This window comes from Halomonas eurihalina, from assembly GCF_008274785.1.
GTDB lineage: Bacteria > Pseudomonadota > Gammaproteobacteria > Pseudomonadales > Halomonadaceae > Halomonas > Halomonas eurihalina.
On the sequence record NZ_VTPU01000008.1, the window covers coordinates 43,803 to 61,862 of the forward strand.

General features: G+C 64.6%; 14 protein-coding genes. 11 read left to right on the top strand and 3 right to left on the bottom strand.

Features of this window, described 5'->3' with window-relative positions; all coding sequences use genetic code 11:
- Positions 1-90 precede the first annotated feature (90 nt).
- The gene (gene malT / locus FZZ93_RS09505) at positions 91-2,799 is read right to left on the bottom strand and encodes an HTH-type transcriptional regulator MalT (RefSeq protein WP_149322094.1); all 2,709 of its coding nucleotides are present in this window, start codon (positions 2,797-2,799) and stop codon (positions 91-93) included.
- Between the two features lie 129 nt (positions 2,800-2,928).
- Positions 2,929-4,461 carry a carbohydrate porin gene (locus FZZ93_RS09510; protein WP_149322095.1) on the bottom strand — a complete coding sequence of 511 codons (1,533 nt, stop codon included), beginning with the start codon at positions 4,459-4,461 and terminating at the stop codon, positions 2,929-2,931.
- Positions 4,462-4,860: 399 nt separating this feature from the next.
- Here FZZ93_RS09510 and FZZ93_RS09515 point away from each other — a divergent pair, with 399 nt between their 5' ends.
- The 10 genes from FZZ93_RS09515 (at position 4,861) to FZZ93_RS09560 (ending at position 16,590) form a co-directional block, all read left to right on the top strand.
- Positions 4,861-6,159, top strand: a complete 1,299-nt coding sequence (locus tag FZZ93_RS09515) for an ABC transporter substrate-binding protein (protein ID WP_149322096.1) — start codon at positions 4,861-4,863, stop codon at positions 6,157-6,159.
- A gap of 14 nt (positions 6,160-6,173) precedes the next feature.
- The gene (locus tag FZZ93_RS09520) at positions 6,174-7,148 is read left to right on the top strand and encodes a carbohydrate ABC transporter permease (protein ID WP_149322097.1); all 975 of its coding nucleotides are present in this window, start codon (positions 6,174-6,176) and stop codon (positions 7,146-7,148) included.
- A complete protein-coding gene (locus tag FZZ93_RS09525; protein ID WP_149322098.1) occupies positions 7,145-7,987 on the top strand; it encodes a carbohydrate ABC transporter permease in 843 nt (280 codons plus the stop codon). Before FZZ93_RS09520 ends, FZZ93_RS09525 begins: the two co-directional genes overlap by 4 nt.
- Before the next feature lie 26 nt (positions 7,988-8,013).
- A complete protein-coding gene (locus tag FZZ93_RS09530) occupies positions 8,014-9,636 on the top strand; it encodes an alpha-glucosidase family protein (RefSeq protein WP_149322218.1) in 1,623 nt (540 codons plus the stop codon).
- A gap of 48 nt (positions 9,637-9,684) precedes the next feature.
- Positions 9,685-10,791, top strand: a complete 1,107-nt coding sequence (locus FZZ93_RS09535; RefSeq protein ID WP_149322099.1) for an ABC transporter ATP-binding protein — start codon at positions 9,685-9,687, stop codon at positions 10,789-10,791.
- Positions 10,792-10,919: 128 nt separating this feature from the next.
- The gene (locus tag FZZ93_RS09540; RefSeq protein WP_149322100.1) at positions 10,920-12,209 is read left to right on the top strand and encodes an ABC transporter substrate-binding protein; all 1,290 of its coding nucleotides are present in this window, start codon (positions 10,920-10,922) and stop codon (positions 12,207-12,209) included.
- A 210-nt stretch (positions 12,210-12,419) separates the two neighbouring features.
- Complete coding sequence (locus FZZ93_RS09545; RefSeq protein WP_246146174.1) at positions 12,420-13,478, top strand: LacI family DNA-binding transcriptional regulator; 1,059 nt, start codon at positions 12,420-12,422, stop codon at positions 13,476-13,478.
- 90 nt (positions 13,479-13,568) lie between these two features.
- Positions 13,569-14,999: an ATP-binding protein gene (locus FZZ93_RS09550; protein ID WP_149322220.1), complete on the top strand. Its 1,431-nt coding sequence runs from the start codon at positions 13,569-13,571 to the stop codon at positions 14,997-14,999.
- Positions 14,996-15,700 (top strand): response regulator, encoded by a 705-nt coding sequence (locus tag FZZ93_RS09555; protein ID WP_149322101.1) that lies wholly within the window; start codon positions 14,996-14,998, stop codon positions 15,698-15,700. The genes FZZ93_RS09550 and FZZ93_RS09555 overlap by 4 nt, the downstream gene beginning before the upstream one ends.
- 59 nt (positions 15,701-15,759) lie before the next feature.
- Entirely contained in the window at positions 15,760-16,590 is an 831-nt protein-coding gene (locus FZZ93_RS09560; RefSeq protein ID WP_149322102.1) for an AraC family transcriptional regulator, read from the top strand.
- On the opposite strand, the gene FZZ93_RS09565 is transcribed toward FZZ93_RS09560, so the two are convergent.
- Positions 16,566-17,165 carry a LysE family translocator gene (locus FZZ93_RS09565; protein ID WP_149322103.1) on the bottom strand — a complete coding sequence of 200 codons (600 nt, stop codon included), beginning with the start codon at positions 17,163-17,165 and terminating at the stop codon, positions 16,566-16,568. The genes FZZ93_RS09560 and FZZ93_RS09565 overlap by 25 nt on opposite strands.
- Positions 17,166-17,336: 171 nt before the next feature.
- On the opposite strand from FZZ93_RS09565, the gene FZZ93_RS09570 reads away from it, so the two are divergent.
- A complete protein-coding gene (locus FZZ93_RS09570) occupies positions 17,337-17,987 on the top strand; it encodes a hypothetical protein (protein ID WP_149322104.1) in 651 nt (216 codons plus the stop codon).
- The last annotated feature ends 73 nt before the right edge of the window (positions 17,988-18,060 follow it).

The window sequence follows — 18,060 nt, forward strand, 5'->3', positions numbered from 1 at the left end:
ACAGGCGTAGGTGGGGGGAGGAGGCGCCAGCCCGGATGTGCCGCATCTGTGGACGCAAGGAGGACGCGAGCAGTTGGTGCCATATTCGGGCTAGTCTCCCTGGATACGGGCCAACAGGTCACCGGCCAGGGCAATGGCCTCCTCGCGGCGGCGGATGCCCTGCTTCTGGTAGAGGCTACGGATATGCGTCTTGACGGTAGTGGGTGCCACCGACAGTTGTTCGGCGATCTGTTCGTTGGAGAGTCCGGCATGGATCAACCCCAGAATCTGCCACTCACGACGGGTCAGGGGTGAAGTACGGATCAGTTCAGGCACATCGGGGCGGGCGACGATGTCGGCGATCACCGACTCGTCGAGCATCAAGCGCACGGCGCGGCCGAAGTCACGCTGACGGCCAGCCAGCGTGAGCAGCCGCTCGGCGCGATGCCTGGCCAGCTCGTCCAGCTCTCGAGTCTCGAGCAGCCGGGTGAGCATGTTGGAAAGCGGGCGGCCAAGGCGAAGGAAACTGCCGGTAAGGGCCGTGCGCGAGGCCAGCTCCAAGGCTGCGAGCAGATGGTCGAGGGCTGCCGGCACATGCCCGCACTGCCATTCCAGCAGCGCCAGGCATAGCCGATTGCGGTTGGCATCGGTAACCAGGCCGAAACGCGCAGCCTGAATCTCCAGGGCCTCCAGAAGCGCCCGGGCCTGCTCGGGCCGGCCGAGCAGCATCAAGGCCCGGGCGTGGTTGCGCACGTTGGCCTGGGCGAAGTGATTGCTGGCGGTATCGGGCTCGGCGGGCGGCGCCTCCTGCAGCCAACGGGCCACGGCATCGTGGTCGTCGTTGGCCTGCCACCAGGCCAGCAGAGTAGCGTGGGCGTTGGCCCGCCAGTCGATGTGATAGTCGCCGTCGGCGAGTATCTTGCGCATACGCCGGATGTGGTCGGCACACTGGGCCTGATCGCCGCGCGCCAGGGCGATCTTGGCCAGGCTCACATGGCACTGCAGGGTCCAGCGCTCGCCCTGGCGATCGAGCAGGGCAATACCCTTGAGGGCTGCCTGCTCGGCCTCGTCCAGTCGGTGCCACTCCCACAGCAACTGGCTACGGATGCGATACAGAAACTCGGCGACCGGCAGCCGATCCAGGCCACTATGCTCGATATGCGCAAAGGCCCGCTCCTGGATATCGTAGGCGGTCTGCAGACGCCCCTGGGCGACCAGGGTCTCCGAATGGTGGCATAGCGCCCACAACATCCGTTGGTCATCGCCGATGCGCTTCGCTTCACGCTCTACCTCATGGATCCGCACCAGCGACTCCTCGAGTCGCCCCTGGACGAAACGCGACTCGCAGAGGATGGCACCGGCCGATACCGGCGTGGCGGCCAGATAGCGGGCCGGTCGGGTCAAGGCCTGTTCGGCCAGCGGCGCGGCGCGCTCGGCGTCGCCCTGGTTGATCGCCAACTGAGCGCGCAGGGTAGCGAACTCGGCGGTGAGTTCCTGCCAGGCTGGCTCCTCGAGCTGGGCCTCGATCCAACCGATGGCCTGGGCGGTACGGCCAAACTGGTACTGGGCGTGGGACACCCAGCCATGCAGCAGCGTCAATTGCGGCGAGGCACCGATACGCGGCTCGCCGAGCGTCGCCAGGGCCCGCGCCAGCAGTGCGAAGTGACCATGAGCCAGCAGATGGGGGCCCTGGAGCTCCACCAGCGCCGTGAGAACCTCGGGGTCATCGGCCTCGATAGCCTGTGCCAGGGCCAGAGCGGGATCGCCCAGCGCCAACCACGCCTGACTGGCACGGCGATGCAGTTGGCGCTGTGACGCCAGGCTCAGCTCATGGCGGCGGTGGCGTAGGTAGCTGGCGAACAGCGGCTGGAAGCGAAACCACTGCTCGTGAGGATCAGGCCGTTCCAGGAACAGGCCAGCCTCTTCCAGGGCCTCGAGTCGCTGGGAAACACCTTCCCCCTCGAGCAGACGTGCCACCAGCGTCGGGGAGAAGCGCTCCAGAACCCCGAGCTGCAGCAACAGCCGGCGATCGGGTTCGTCGAGACAAGCCTCCAGCAGCTCATCGAACCAGGCGACGAAATCCGGATGGCTGCCGTCCAGACGCTCCAGCAGGCTGTCGAAACCGGCCCGCGTAGTGGTGCGCTGGATCAGCCAGTCCAGGGCCATTACCCACCCCCCCGTCAGCCGCAGGGCCCGCTCCAGGCTGACCCGGGTGGGCGGGAAGCTGAGCTGCTCGGCGCACAGTGTCTGGGCCTCCTCCAGGTCGAAGGCGAGCGCCTGCGCATCGATCTCTTCGACCTCGCCGCGCAGGCGAAGGCCCGGCAAACCGAGCGACGGTCGGCTACGCGATATCAGGGTCAGGGTCAGCCAGCGCGGCTGGTGGCGTAGCCAGTAAACCAGACCATCGCGGATGACGGAGTGGCGGATGTGCTCGAACTCGTCGATCACCAGACGGCAGGGAGGTGCCTCGGCAGGCAGACTGGCCAGCCAGGCGTCGATACGCTCCTCGAAAGGGCTCTCATCGGTAGGCAACAGCGAGTATCCCAACTGCTCACGGCACAAGCGATCCAGCGCCGCGCCGAAGTAATTCACGAAGCGTTGGGGTGCATCGTCGCGGGCGTCGAGACGCAGCCAGGCGGCGGGCTGTTCCAGTGCCGCCAGCCGCTCGGCTACCAAGCTGCTTTTGCCATAGCCGGGAGGTGCCTGCACTACCAGCAGGCGAATGCGCTCGTCGAAAGCGAAGCGATCATTGAGACGCGGCCGGGCCACCAGAGGGGTAAGGAGCCCCGGAGGACCGAGCTTTTCCTGAAGCAGTGGCATGAATCAGACTCCGGAAGGACAGGGGCAACGCGGTGCCGGTCCCATGCAAAAGGCCCGCGGCAAAAGTGCCGCGGGCAAGAATCAGAACAGCAAGCCATCATCGGCCCGGACGACGCCGAGCCGGCTGGATCAGAACCAGATCTCGCTCTGCACCCCGAAGGCCCACTCGCCGCCGGTGAAGCCGTCGCTACCGAAGGCGTCGTCCGCCGAATAGTCGTTGAGCGCTTCGTCCCAGTCGCTCCAGGAGGCGAACACCCGGATCTCCGGACGCTTCCAGAAGCCTCCCACCTCCGGCTTGAAGGTCGGCGCGATGGTCAGCTTGGTGTAATCCCCTTCCACGGCATTGTTGCCACCAAAGCCTTCGGGCGAGATATCCATCCACTGGTAGCTGCCTTCATATTGCATCTCGAAGTTTTCGGTCAGCTCATTGGCCAGGCGAACATTGAACGTTGCCCAGTCATACTGGTCACCTGCGACGTAACGGTCTTCGCTGGTTTCAGCCAGAATCGCCGGCGCCACGCGCCAGTTGGGCGCCAGGTAGGTGGTGCCATAAAGGCCCAGGCGTGTCGCGGTGGCATCCTCGCTCAAGTTGCCGTTGGACCCGATGCTCTTGGTCTCGGCACCCAGCCCCTGACCATGCATCACCGCCGCCTTGAAGTTACCGTCATTCAGGCCGAAGAAGCTGTCGCCATGATAAGCCACCATCGTGTGTACGCCGTTATCCGCGGCGCTGATGTTGCCTTCGGTCAGACGCTCATCGTTGTCGGTAGCATTCATGCCGCTGAGCATCCACTGCCAGTTACCGAAGTAGTTATTGGTCGTGAGGATCAAGTTGTCGGTACTGCCGGACTCTTCGGCCGGATTATGGCTATCGACCGGGAAGTCGGTGAAGCTGCGCCCATAAACGGACAGATTCGACTTCCAGTTGTCGGCAAGCTGCATGTCGTAGATACCGCCACCGGTACCGGCCAGGAAGATGAAATCGCTATCGAGCCAGTGAATATCGAAATTGTCGCGGTCGAAGCGCTTGCCTGCCCAGATGGAGGCGTTCTCGAAGGCACCGGTAAAGCTTGGCAGATCGCTGAACTCGGCATAGACCTGACGCACGTTGAGACTCGATTCGTCGGATGTCCAGTCATTACTGGTAGTGACACCATCGGCGATCATAGTGGTGTACTTCGCCTTGGCGCCGTTATCGAAGCGCATCTTGTAGTTGAGGATCGCCTCGGCGTAAGTATCCGGCTCGTTGCCCAGACGACCCACGGCGCCACCCTGCTGCCCAGCAGGCGTCAAGTAGGGGCCACCCTCGGTGCTCTTGCCATTCTCACCGATCAGCAACCCCGAACGGGCGTAGGCGTTGAAGGAGAAGCCTTCTTCACCACTGGCGTGGCGCTCCACCTTGGCAAGCCGCGACTCGATGTCCTGGCTGTCGGATGGCGCACCGGTAGCCTGCTTCTGAGCCACCTCCTGCTCGGCCTCGTCGGCACGTCGCTCGGCAGCCGCAGCACGCTGCTCGGCGGCAATGATGCGCTGTTCCAGCTCGGCCATCCGAGCCTCGAGATCGCTGGTCGTCTGGGCACTGGCCATGCCGCTGGTGCTCATGGCGGTGGCGACGGCCATGACGAGCAGTGACTTGCGCGGGCGTGGGGTCGGAAATGTCATCGTGATAATGCCTTTGTTGTTGTCGCGAAGGATTTCGTCCGGTGACGCCTGCCAGGCTTGCCGGCACGAAGACGATCGATATGGCGCACATCGGAACTTAATCGTTTCAGACATTAGTCACAACATGACGTAAAAAAAACACGACTTACGTCTAAACCATAAAGAAAGAGCAGAAAAAATAGTAAACAAACAAGATCGTACATTTCCCGGCCCGGCATTCGCGACGAAAGTCTAGGTTGCGGAGCCGTTCCTGCATCGCTTAACTGAGCACCATGTCTTAATCGTTTAAGACGATGCTCTACAACAAGCTCTACAACAAGCTCTACAACAAGCTCTACAACAAGCTCTACAACAAGCTCTACAACAGGCTCTACAACAACAAGCGACTGAGGTAATACCATGCAACGCCAGCCCCTGATCGCCTCCGGCCTCGCCCTGCTGGGCGCCGTGAGCGCCACCCCGGCCCTGTCGGCCGACCTGACCATCTCCTGTGGCGCGGTGGGCGCCGAACTTGCGCTCTGCGAGCAGGGCGTCGAGGCCTGGGAGGCCGAAACCGGCCATGAGGTGGAGATCGTCTCCACGCCCAATTCCTCCACCGAGCGGCTGTCCCTCTACCAGCAGATCCTGTCGGCTCGCTCCGACGATATCGACGTGCTGCAGATCGACGTGGTCTGGCCGGGCTTGCTGGCCAACCACCTGCTCGACCTCCATGAAACGCTCGGCAAGGACGCCGCCGCCGGTCACTTCGACGCCATCGTCGCCAACAACACCGTCGACGACCGGCTGGTGGCGATGCCCTGGTTCACCGACGCCGGCGTGCTCTACTACCGCAAGGACCTGCTCGAGCAGCATGGTTTCGAGCCGCCAGAAACCTGGCAACAACTGACCGACATCGCCACCGACATCCAGTCCGCCGAGCGCGAGGCCGGCAACGACAAGATGTGGGGCTACGTCTTCCAGGGCCGCGCTTACGAAGGACTGACCTGCAATGCCCTCGAGTGGGTGGCCAGCCAGGGCGGCGGCACCCTCGTCGACGCTGACGGCGAGATCACCATCGACAACGAGAATGCCGCCGCGGCGCTGGACCTGGCCGCGAGCTGGATCGGCGAGATCGCCCCGCAGGGCGTACTCAACTACACCGAGGAGGAGGCCCGCGGCATCTTCCAGTCCGGCAATGCCGTGTTCATGCGCAACTGGCCCTACGCCTGGTCACTGGCCCAGAGCGAGGACAGCGAGGTGGCCGGCAAGGTCGGCGTGGTCAAGTTGCCCCACGGGCCAGATGGCGCCAGCGCCGCGGCTTCGGGCGGCGAAAACCAAAGCGCCGCTGCCCTGGGCGGCTGGAACCTGGCCGTCTCCAAGTACAGCGAGCATCCCGATCTCGCCGCCGAGCTGGTGGCCTTCCTGACCGGTGAGGCCGAACAGAAACGACGCGCCATCGAGGCGGCCTACAACCCCACCCTCACGTCGCTCTACAAGGACGAGGAGGTGCTCGAAGCGGTGCCCTTCTTCGGCACCCTCTACGACACCTTCACCAACGCCGTGGCTCGCCCCTCCGCCGTCACCGGCGACAACTACGGTCGGGTCAGCAACGGCTTCTTCAACGCCGTGCATGAGGTGTTGTCCGGCAACCAGAGCGGCGCCGAGGCCGTCTCCGATCTGGACAGCGAGCTCTCGCGCATCAAGCGTCGTCGCTGGTAACTCAGGAGATCTCCATGTCGACTCCCGTCACCGAACAGGCACCCCAGGCAGCGCGACGCAACCCGGCGGGCTACCGCGGCACCAAGGTGCGTCGTCAGCGAGTCCGCGCCGCCTGGACTTTTCTCGCGCCGATGCTGGTCGCGCTGGCCCTGGTCGCCGGCTGGCCACTTCTGCGCACCTTCTATCTGAGCCTCACCGATGCCTCGCTATCGGATACCGCCGGCGCGGCGCTGATCGGCTTCGAGAACTATCTGGTCTACGACGACGGCGCCTGGTATGGCCTGCTCACCGACCCGGTGTGGTGGAACTCGGTGTGGAATACCGTCTACTTCAGCCTGGTTTCGGTCTCGCTGGAGGTGGTGTTCGGCATCATCGTCGCCCTGCTGCTCAACGCCGAATTCAAGGGCCGCATGCTGGTGCGGGCCGCGGTGCTGATTCCCTGGGCCATCCCAACCATCGTCTCGGCCAAGATGTGGGCCTGGATGCTCAACGACCAGTTCGGGATCATCAACCACATCCTGATGGCCCTGGGGCTGATCGACGCGCCCCTGGCCTGGACCGCCGACGCTGACCTCTCCATGTGGGCGGTGATCATGGTCGACGTCTGGAAGACCATCCCCTTCGTCGCCCTGCTGGTGCTGGCCGCCCTGCAGATGTTGCCCAGGGACTGTTACGAAGCTGCCGAGGTCGATGGCATCCATCCGGTCAAGGTGTTCTTCCGCGTGACCCTGCCACTGATCACCCCGGCACTGCTGGTAGCAGTGATCTTCCGCCTGCTCGACGCCCTGCGCGTGTTCGACGTGATCTATGTGCTGACCTCCAATTCCACCAGCACCATGACCATGTCGATCTATGCCCGCCAGCAACTGGTGGAGTTTCAGGACGTGGGCTACGGCAGCGCCGCTTCCACCCTGCTGTTCCTGATCATCGCCCTGGCCGTGGTCATCTACCTCTACCTGGGCCGCCGTCAACTGGGAGTCGATCAATGAACCAGTATCAACTGATAAAGCTCGCCAAGCGCGTCGGCCTCTATGCCCTGATCGCCGTGGTGATGGTCTACGCCATCTTCCCCTTCTACTACGCGGTGGTCACCTCGCTGAAGCCCTCCAGCGAGCTGTTCCGCGTCGATTTCTGGCTATCCTCGCTGGACGTCAGCAACTACGTGCAGATCTTCACCCAGAAGAGCTTCGTACGCGCCATCTTCAACTCCATCGTCGTCTCGCTGTCGGTGGTGGCCATTGCGTTGCTGCTGGGCATTACCGCCTCCTATGCCCTGGGCCGGGTGCGCTTCCGCGGCCGCACCACGGTGATGCTGACGATCCTCGGCGTGTCGATGTTTCCCCAGGTGGCGGTGCTCTCCGGACTGTTCGAGGTGATCCGAACGCTGAACCTCTACAACAACCCGGGCGGGCTGATACTGAGCTACACCATCTTCACCCTGCCCTTCACCGTCTGGGTGCTGACGACCTTCATGCGCCAGCTGCCCATGGAACTGGAAGAGGCAGCGATCATGGACGGCGCCACGCCCTGGATCACCATCACCAAGGTGTTTCTGCCGTTGATGTGGCCGGCCATGGCCACGACGGGGCTATTGGCCTTTATCGCCGCCTGGAACGAATTCCTGTTCGCCCTGACTTTCACCCTCACCGACGACCAGCGCACCGTACCGGTCGCCATCGCCCTGATCTCCGGCGGTAGCCAGCATGAGCTGCCCTGGGGTCCGATCATGGCCGCCTCGGTCACCGTCACCGTGCCGTTGGTCATCCTGGTGATGATCTTCCAGAAACGCATCGTCTCCGGTCTCACCGCCGGCGCCGTCAAGGGATAAGCCACATGTCATCGATGGACAAGACCATGCAAGACAACCTGACCTGGTGGCGCGGCGGCGTCATCTACCAGATCTATCCGCGCAGTTTCATGGATGCCAACGGCGACGGCATCGGCGACCTGCCTGGCATCACCGGAAAGCTCGACTATGTGGCGAGCCTCGGCGTCGACGGTATCTGGCTGTCGCCCTTCTTCACCTCACCGATGGCCGACTTCGGCTACGACGTCAGCGACTACCGCGACGTCGACCCGATGTTCGGCACCCTCGACGACTTCAAGGCGCTGCTGGCCCGCGCCCATGAGCTGGGCCTCAAGGTGATGATCGACCAGGTGATCAGCCATACCTCGGAGGCGCATCCCTGGTTCCAGGAGAGTCGCGCCGATCGCACCAACGCCCGCGCCGACTGGTACGTCTGGGCCGACCCCAAGCCCGACGGCACGCCACCCAACAACTGGCTGTCGATCTTCGGCGGCTCGGCCTGGACCTTCGACTCGCGTCGCCAGCAGTATTACCTGCACAACTTCCTGGCCAGCCAGCCGGATCTCAACTTCCATCATCCCGAGGTTCGCCAGGCACAGCTCGACAACATGCGCTTCTGGCTGGAGCTCGGCGTCGACGGCTTCCGCCTGGACACCGTCAACTTCTACTTTCACGACGCCAAACTACGCGACAACCCGCCAGTGCCCGCCGGCGAGGCCAAGACGCTCGGCGCGCCGGACAGCAATCCCTATACCTGGCAGCGCCACGTCCATGACCTGAGTCGCCCGGAAAACCTCGACTTCCTGCGCGAGTTGCGCGCACTGATGGACGCGTTTCCCGGCACCACCACCGTCGGCGAGATCGGTGACGACAATCCGCTCGAGCGCATGGCCGAATACACCGCCGGCGGCAACAAGCTGCACATGGCCTACACTTTCGACCTGCTCAACGCCCCCCATTCGCCGGCCTACATCCGCGAGGTGCTCGAACGCTTCCAGCGGCTGGCCGGCGATGCCTGGCCGTGCTGGGCACTCTCCAATCACGACGTGGTGAGAAGCGCCACCCGCTGGGGAGCCGGCGAGGACCCGGTCGCCTATCCCAAGGTGACCCTGGCGATGCTGTTGTCGCTGCGCGGTAGTGTCTGCCTCTATCAGGGCGAGGAGCTCGGCCTGCCCGAAGCCGAGGTGCCCTTCGAACGCCTTCAGGATCCCTACGGCAAGGTGCTGTGGCCGGAGTTCAAGGGCCGCGACGGCTGTCGCACGCCGTTGCCCTGGGAGCATATGGCGAGTGGCGGCTTCACCGCCGAAGGAGTGGAACCCTGGCTGCCGGTCGAAGCGAGTCATCTGCCACTCGCCGTGTCACGCCAACAGGACGACCGCACTTCGGTTCTGGCCGCCACCCGTCGTCTGCTGGCCTTTCGCCGTGCCCATCCGGCTCTGTTCGACGGCGATCTCGAACTGGTCGACGTCGGCGAGGCGCTGCTCGGTTTTATCCGCGAGAAGGACGATGAACGGCTCCTCTGTGTGTTCAACCTCGACGGCGAAGCCCGGCAGACCACCTTGCCGCAGACCGGCATACCTCTCGACGGCCACGGTTTCACTACCACCCTGGAGGGCACGATGCTGCAGTTGCCGCCCTACCAGGCCGCCTTTATCCAGCTCGATCGATAACACAACACCAAGCAGGCCGGCCCCGATGGGCCGGCGAGGAGTCGCCAGATGGCAAGCGTGACGCTCGACAAGCTCAACAAGGTCTTCGGTCATACCCACATCATCAAGGATGTCGACCTCCAGATCGGCGATGGCGAATTCGTGGTCTTTGTCGGCCCTTCGGGCTGCGGCAAGTCGACCTTGCTGCGGCTGATCGCCGGACTCGAGTCGATCACCGACGGCGAGCTAAGGATCGCCGATGGCGTGGTCAACGACCTGCCGCCCCGCGAGCGCGGCGTGGGCATGGTGTTTCAATCCTATGCGCTCTACCCGCACATGTCGGTCTACGAGAACATGGCTTTCGGCCTCAAGCTGGCCAAGATGGCCAACGAGACCGTCGACGACCGGGTCATGGCCACCGCACGTATCCTGCAACTCGAGGAACTGCTGCACCGCAAGCCCAAGGAACTCTCCGGCGGCCAGCGCCAGCGCGTAGCCATGGGCCGGGCAATGGCCCGCGAACCGCGCATCTTGCTGTTCGACGAGCCGCTATCCAACCTCGACGCTTCGCTGCGCGTGCAGATGCGCAATGAGATCGCCCGCCTGCACCACCGGCTGGGCTCCACCATGGTCTACGTCACCCACGATCAGGTCGAAGCCATGACGCTGGCCGACAAGATCGTGGTGCTGCGCGATGGTCGCGTCGAGCAGGTCGGCAGCCCCCAGGAGCTCTACCAGCGGCCGGCCACGCGGTTTGTCGCCGGTTTCATCGGCTCGCCGACCATGAACTTCATGCCGGCCGAACTCCTCGGCGGCGATGACGAGGGCTGCAGGATCAAGGCACCGGGCCTCGGCGAGCTGGCCCTGCCCCAGGACGCCAGTGGCCAGTCCCGCGGCACCGGCCTGAGCCTTGGCGTGCGTCCCGAGCACCTGAGCCTGGCCGAGGCCCAGGGGGACAACGCCTTCGAGATCGTCAACGTCGAGTACCTGGGCAACGAGGTCTACGTCTATCTGGAGCCCAAGGCCGGCGATACCTTGTTGATCCATCGCAGCGAAGCCCCCAGCCGCTGGGAGATCGGCCAGCGGGTGGCATTGGTGCCCGAACTCGAGCACGTTCACCTGTTCGACACCGCCGACCAGGCCCTCGGCCTCGCCAGGCAACGTCAGGCGGCCTGATTCCACCAATACCGCCGCCCCTGGCCCACACGCGGCGGTTGCCGGGCCGCGGCACGTTCGACACCGACCCGATGCGCCCTGGAGGCGGAATGGAAGCCCCAACAACGACAAACAAGATGAGGTAGCCCATGAAGACATCGTTTCACCTTTCGCCTTCCCACCATCGCCTGCTCGCCGGGCTCCTGTTGGGCGGTTCGACGCTGATCGCCCAGAATGCTCTGGCAACGGAGATCGCCATCGCCTGTGGCGCCGGCGACACCTCCGACTACTGTCCGATCGCCGCCCAGCAGTGGGCCGAGCAGACCGGCAATACCGTGAAGGTCGTCTCCACCCCCAACAGCCCCACCGAAAAACTCTCGCTCTATCAGCAACTGCTGGGTAGCGAGTCCAGCGATGTCGACGTGCTGATGGTCGACATCGTCTGGCCGGGCATGCTCGACGACCATCTGGTGGACCTCCACGAGTACCTGCCGGATGACATCACCGACGGCTTCTTCCCGGCGCTGGTCGACAACAACACCGTCGACGGCCGTCTGGTGGCCATGCCCTGGTACACCGACGCCGGCGTGCTCTACTACCGCAAGGACCTGCTCGCGAAATACGGCCATGAGGTTCCCGAGACCTGGCAGGAGCTGACCGAGATTGCCACCGACATCCAGGCCGCCGAGCGCGAGGCCGGCAACGACGATTTCTGGGGCTTCAGCTTCCAGGGCCGGGCCTACGAGGGGCTGACCTGCAACGCCCTGGAATGGGTGGCGAGCCATGGGGGTGGCACCCTCGTCGACGCAAAGGGCGAAGTGACCATCGACAACGCCCGTGCCGCTGCCGCCCTCGACCTGGCCGCCTCCTGGATCGGCACCATCTCGCCGGAAGGTGCGCTGAACCACACCGAGGAAGAGACCCGTGGTATCTTCCAGTCCGGCAACGCCCTGTTCCTGCGCAATTGGCCCTACGTCTGGTCACTGGCCAACGGCGACGGCAGCGAAGTGGCCGGCAAGGTCGGCATGGCGCCGCTACCTCACGGTCCCGAGGGCGAGTCGAAGGCAACGCTGGGCGGCTGGAACTTCGCCGTCTCGCGCTATTCCGAGCATCCCGAGCTGGCCGCCGAGCTGGTCGCTTTCATCACCGCTCAGGAGCAGCAGAAGGCTCACGCCGTCAAAATGGGCCGCAACCCGACCATCGAATCGCTCTACCAGGACGAGCAGGTGCTGGCCAGCAACCCTTCCATGAGCGATATCTACGAGACCCTGACCAATGGCGTACCGCGACCCGCCACCGTGACCGGCGACGCCTATGCGCGAGTCTCCAACGCCTTCTTCAACCATACTCACCGGGTGCTCTCCGGCGAGCTGGACGGCGTCACTGCCGTCCGCCAACTGGACCGTGAACTCGAGCGCCTCGGTCGCCGCGGCTGGTAAGGCCATGCCCCTCGCCCGATCGGTGTACCTTCGGTCGGGCCAGCCATTGCCCCCGCTGTCAGGCCCCACGAACGACACGCCTCCGCCGGGCGAGACGTGTATCGATCGCCGCTCGTCCGACGGATCGAGGCCCGACTAGAATGGCCGCACTGTCCCGGGGAACGGAAGACCGGTATCCTAGACAACGAAGCACTTAGCAGGGAAACGAAAGTGTCCTCACTGCCCCGCCGCATCACCTTGAAGGAGCTGGCCGCCAAGCTCGGCGTTTCCACGGCGACCGTCTCCAACGCCTTCAACCGCCCCGACCAGCTTTCGCCACTGCTGCGCGAACGCATCCTCAACGAAGCCAAGCAGCTGGGCTATCGCGGCCCCGACGCCAAGGCGCGCAGCCTGCGCACCGGTCGCTCGCGGATCATTGCGGTGATCCTGGCAGAAAGCCTGACCTACAGCCTGAACGATGCAGTGGCCAGCGAGCTGCTGTCGGGTATCGCCGAGGTGCTCGACGCGCACGGCCATACCATGCTGCTGCTCTCGGGCCGCAAAAATGCCTCTCAGGTCCCCGGCTCGTCGAGTATCGCGGACGGCTTCATCGTCTACGGTCTGATGCCGAGCCTGATGCTGCTCGACGACCTGCCGCTGCCGAACCAGCGCCCCCTGGTGGCAGTGGACTTCAGCCTCGAGGGCTACCCGGCGGTACATATCGACAACGAACCAGCCGGCTACGCCATCGCCAACCATGCCTTGAAGACATCGTCGCGGCGCCCCGGCATCATCAACCTGCGGCTCACCAAGCATCCCTGTAACGACCGCGTCGCCCCCGACCAGGAACTGCTCCCGGCCGACCGTACCATCACGCGTTCGCGGCTCACCGGCTTCCATCGTGCCCTCGACGAGCACGGCATCGACCCGGCCTCGGTGCCGATGTGGAATATCGAGGAGAATACCCATGACGTCTGCGCTCCGGTGATCGCCTCCATCCTCGATCTCCCCGATGACGAGCGACCGGATCTTCTGCTGTGCATGTCCGACCGCATCGCGCTCACCGCCCTGACCCTGGCCGAGCAACGCGGCCTGCGCGTGCCCGAGGACCTGCGCCTGACCGGTTTCGACGGCATCGCCGAAGGGCAGTACCGATCGCCACGCCTGACCACCATGCGCCAGGATAGCGTCGAGAAAGGGCGTGTCGCGGCCCGCATGATCCTCGGGCTGGAACCACCCCGGGCCCAATTGCTGCACACCGAGCTGGTCGTCGGCGACAGTTGTCCCTGATCGACCGACGACTTTCACCGGGATTGCACGATGCCAGCTCCCCGTGACGGTATCCTGAGGCGATGCTCCCTGCCCGAGGAATCCCCGCGTATGCGCCCCTTCCGCCCCTCCTTCTCGCGACTCGGCATCAAGCTGTTCGTGATCATCCTGGTAGTCAACGTGGCTATCGCGGGGCTGGTGTTCATCGCCGTGTCGCGCAGCCTCGACCAGGGCTTCATCGAATACCTCGACCGCACCCAGACGCGCCGCGCCGAGACTCTGGCCGAAGGTCTTGCCGACGAGTGGTCGCGGCGCGGCGACTGGCAATGGCTGCGACAGTCGCCACGCGCCTGGCATCACCTGGTTCGCCATCAACTATGGCCCGGCGACGCTCCACCACCGGAAGGCATCGAACGTCGACTCGGCGACCCCCGGGACTTCGTGCTGCATGACGCCCGCGGCCTGCCGGTGATCGGCCTGCCCCCGGACAACGACCGGGACGCCGCCGAGCTGCGCTGGCTGCCGATCATCAACAATGGCGAACAAGTCGGCACCCTGGGCTACCGGCCGCCTCAGCAGCTCATGGCGCGCATGGACCGCATCTTCCTCTCCCAGCAACGCCGCAACCTGGCGATCATCGTCGCCGCTCTGGGCCTGGCGTCGCTACTGCTCGCCGGCGGGCTGTCGTGGTGGTTGGGGCGCCGCACCGGCGGCATGACGCTGGCCACTCGACGTCTCACCGAGGGCGACTACAGCACTCGCCTGACCGAACGCGGCGGCGACGAGCTGTCGCACCTGGCCCACGACTTCAACGTCCTGGCCGCCACGCTGGAAGCCAGCCGCGAGGCCCGCAGCCGCTGGGTCTCGGACATCGCCCATGAACTGCGCACCCCGCTCGCTGTGCTGCGCGGCGAGATCGAGGCCATGCAGGACGGCGTGCGCCCCTTGAACCTGGACAGCCTGGGCTCGCTCAGCCAGGAGGTCGGCCAGCTCGAGCGCCTGGTCTCCGACCTGAGACTGCTCTCCCAGAGCGATGCCGGTGCCCTCGAAGTCCAGTTGGCGCCACTCGATCTGGCCGACAGCCTCGCATCACGCCTCGGCGAGGCCGAAGGCTGGCTCGCCGACGAAGACATCTCGCTCGATACCGACATCAACGGCCCGGCCTGGATTCGCGGCGATACCCAGCGCCTGCGCCAACTCTGGACCAACCTGCTGGACAACACCTGCGCCTATACCAGCGCGCCCGGTCGCCTGCGGGTCACGCTCACGCGGCAGGACGAGTCCTGGCAACTCTGCTGGGAAGACAGCTCGCCCGGCGTGTCGGAGGCCGAGCTGCCACGTCTCACCGAGCGTCTCTACCGGGTCGAGGGATCGCGTAGCCGAGCCAGTGGCGGCAGCGGCCTGGGACTGTCCATCGCCATGGCACTGGCCCGGGCCCATGGTGCCGAAATGACACCCAGCGTTTCGGTACTGGGCGGGTTATGCTGGACGCTGACCTTTCCGGCCATCACCGATCACCAGCTCAGAGGGACTGACACATGAGCCACATCACCACCGACAGCGTCCTGATCGTCGAAGATGAACCCAAGATCGCTCGCCTGGTGGCCGATTACCTGGAAGGCAGCGGCTATACCACGCACCACCTCGATCACGGCGATACGGTACTGCCCTGGTTCGAATCCCAGGAGGCACCGCCCGAACTGGTCCTGCTGGACCTGATGCTACCGGGCACCGATGGCCTGACCCTGTGCCGCGAGATCCGCCAGCGCTGGCCCAGGGTGGCCATCATCATGCTCACCGCTCGGGTCGAGGAGGTCGATCGCCTGCTGGGGCTGGAGCTCGGTGCCGACGACTACATCTGCAAGCCTTTCAGCCCCCGCGAAGTGGTCGCCCGCGCCCGCGCCGTGCTGCGCCGTAGCCGAGCGGCCGACGCCGACCGACACACGGGCACCGACGACCTGGTGCTGGACGACGATGGCTGGTGTGCCATGGCCGATGGGCACGACCTGGCACTGACCGCGGTAGAGTTCCAGCTTCTGCGGGTGATGATGCATTCGCCCGGACGCATCTTCTCCCGCGAGCAATTGATGGATCACATGTACCGCGACCATCGCATCGTTTCCGAACGTACTGTGGACAGCCACGTCAAGAAGCTGCGCAAGAAGATCGCCGATATCTGGCCGGATCGCGAGATCATTCGCTCGGTCTATGGCGTGGGCTACAAGTATCAGCCCGAAGAGTGACGAATGGCGCCTGTCCTCCCTCGGGTCTAGCCTGAAGGTTCCAGATGAGGGAAAGCGATATGGAACGCCATCGAGACGTCATGCACTTCTGGCGCGACCCCGCCCTGCCGTTTCTCGAAGCACGCCGAGTCACCGACGGGCATCGCGTTTGCTATGCCAAGCACAGCCACGAGACCTTTTCGATCGGTGCCATCACCGGCGGCCACAGCACCTACTGGAATCAGGGCCACACGGAAACCGTCACCCCGGGCAGCGTCGTGGTCATGAATCCAGAGGAAGTGCATGCCTGCAACCCCATCGACGACCGCCCCTGGTCGTATGACATGCTCTATCTCGACTGCGACTGGCTCGCCGGCCTGCAGCATGAACTCGGCGCCCCCGCGCACCTCGGCTTCCAGACCTTCGCCGCCCGTTCGAGCCGTCACCCGGCGCTGTACCGGCGAGTCACCGGTCTCTGCGACACCCTGTTCTCCCCCGATGCCACACGCCTGGCCCGGGAAACCCGAGCCATCGAGCTGGTCGTCGAGATGCAACGCCGACTCACCCCCCGGCTACAGCCCCTCGAGGCGCACCCTCTTGGCCTGCGACGCGCGGCGGAGTACATCGACGCTCACTGCACCGAGGCCATCGGCCTGGACGACATCTGCCACGCCGCCGGCCTGTCGCGTTCCTATCTGGTACGCCGCTTCAAGGCTCTCTACGGCATGACACCGCACGCCTTCCTCATCAACCGCCGCATTCAGCTCGGCTGCGCCAGGCTACGGGCCGGCCGCCCCATTGCCGAAGTCGCGCTCGATTGCGGCTTCGCCGACCAGGCGCATTTCCAGCGCACCTTCAAGCGCCTGAGGGCCACCACGCCAGGCCATTACCTCACCGCCACCACCAGATAACCGGCACTGACCATTAACAACAACGCCAGGACGCGATTGACCAGCCGCACCTGAGCCGCGTCGCGCAGCCAGTGCCGCAGGAAGGCGCCGGCCGCGGCCCAGCAGGCGATCGACAGATAACAGATCACTAGATAGAGCAGCGCGAAGCGCAGGATCAGGCCGACCTCGCCATTGGCGGCATAGGCTCCCATTCCCGCCAACGAGGCCAGCCAGGCCTTGGGGTTGAGCCACTGCATGATGGCGCCCTGCCACATGGAGGGGCCCCGAGTGTCACCACCCTCTCCGAGTTGGCCATTATCGACGCCGAGCTTGATCGCCATATAGACGAGGAAGGCCACTCCGGCCCAGCGAACGCCCTCAATGATCGATGGCCAGCTTGCCAACAGCTCATGCAGGCCGAGTCCGATCAGCAGCAGCAACAGGGTGAACCCCAGGGAGGCGCCGGCGACATGCCGCATGCTGGCGCGCAGGCCATGACGGGTTCCGGCCGACAGGGCCACGATATTCACCGGCCCCGGCGATATCGATGCGGCCAGGGCGAAGGCCGACATGGAAAGCAACAAGCTGAACGTCATCACGTGTCTCCTGTTGACGGGACTGTTCCTGGCAACACTAGGCGCGACACGGCGAGCAGTATTGAACGTTGTTGCCCTCCGCCTCCTTGTTGTTTGCACGCTCAATACACTGACCTTGCACGCCGGGCGCCAATACTGGCCATGTCACTTCAGGACACAAGGAGTCTGTTCATGACCACATCGCTTTCCCGCAAGCTGCTGATGCCCGCCCTGCTGGCCGCCCTCGTCGCGCCGCTGTCGCTCGCCGCCAGCGCCTCGCCCGATCATCCGCCTCACCCGGGTGAGCATCGCGAGGATCTCCGCCAGGAAGCATTCGAGCGAGCCGGCATCGACCAGCAGACCCGCGACGAACTCAAGGAAGCCCGCGAGGACTATCGCGACGCGATGAAGGACCTGCGCGACGAGCATCGCCAACAGATCGATGAGATCCTCGGGGAAGACGGTAAGGCCGCCCTCGAGAAGGCCCAGCAACAGATGCATGAAGAGCACCGCGCCGAGCAGCAACAAGCACGTGAAGCGCGCATCAAGGCCCTGTTCGACGAGTGGGAGCTTTCCGACTCGACCCGCGAGGCCCTGGCCCAGCAACGCGATGAATTCCGCTCTGAAGCCGAGACACTGAAAGAGCAGGAATTCGAAGGTCCCGAGGAACGCCGCCAAGCCTGGAAAGACCTGATGCAATCGCATCGCGATGCCCTTTCCGAACATCTGAGCGAGCAACAGATAGAGGAACTCGGCGATGCCCTGCGGCCCCAAGGCCATGGCCCCGGCCGACCGCATGATCATGGGCATGGCCCCAAGCACTCCGAGCCCATGGACGGCTGATCCCCGCCTTCCAATACTTCCTCTTCTCAGTACGTTCCAAGACGCCCGGCCCCGTGCCGGGCGTCTTGCGTCG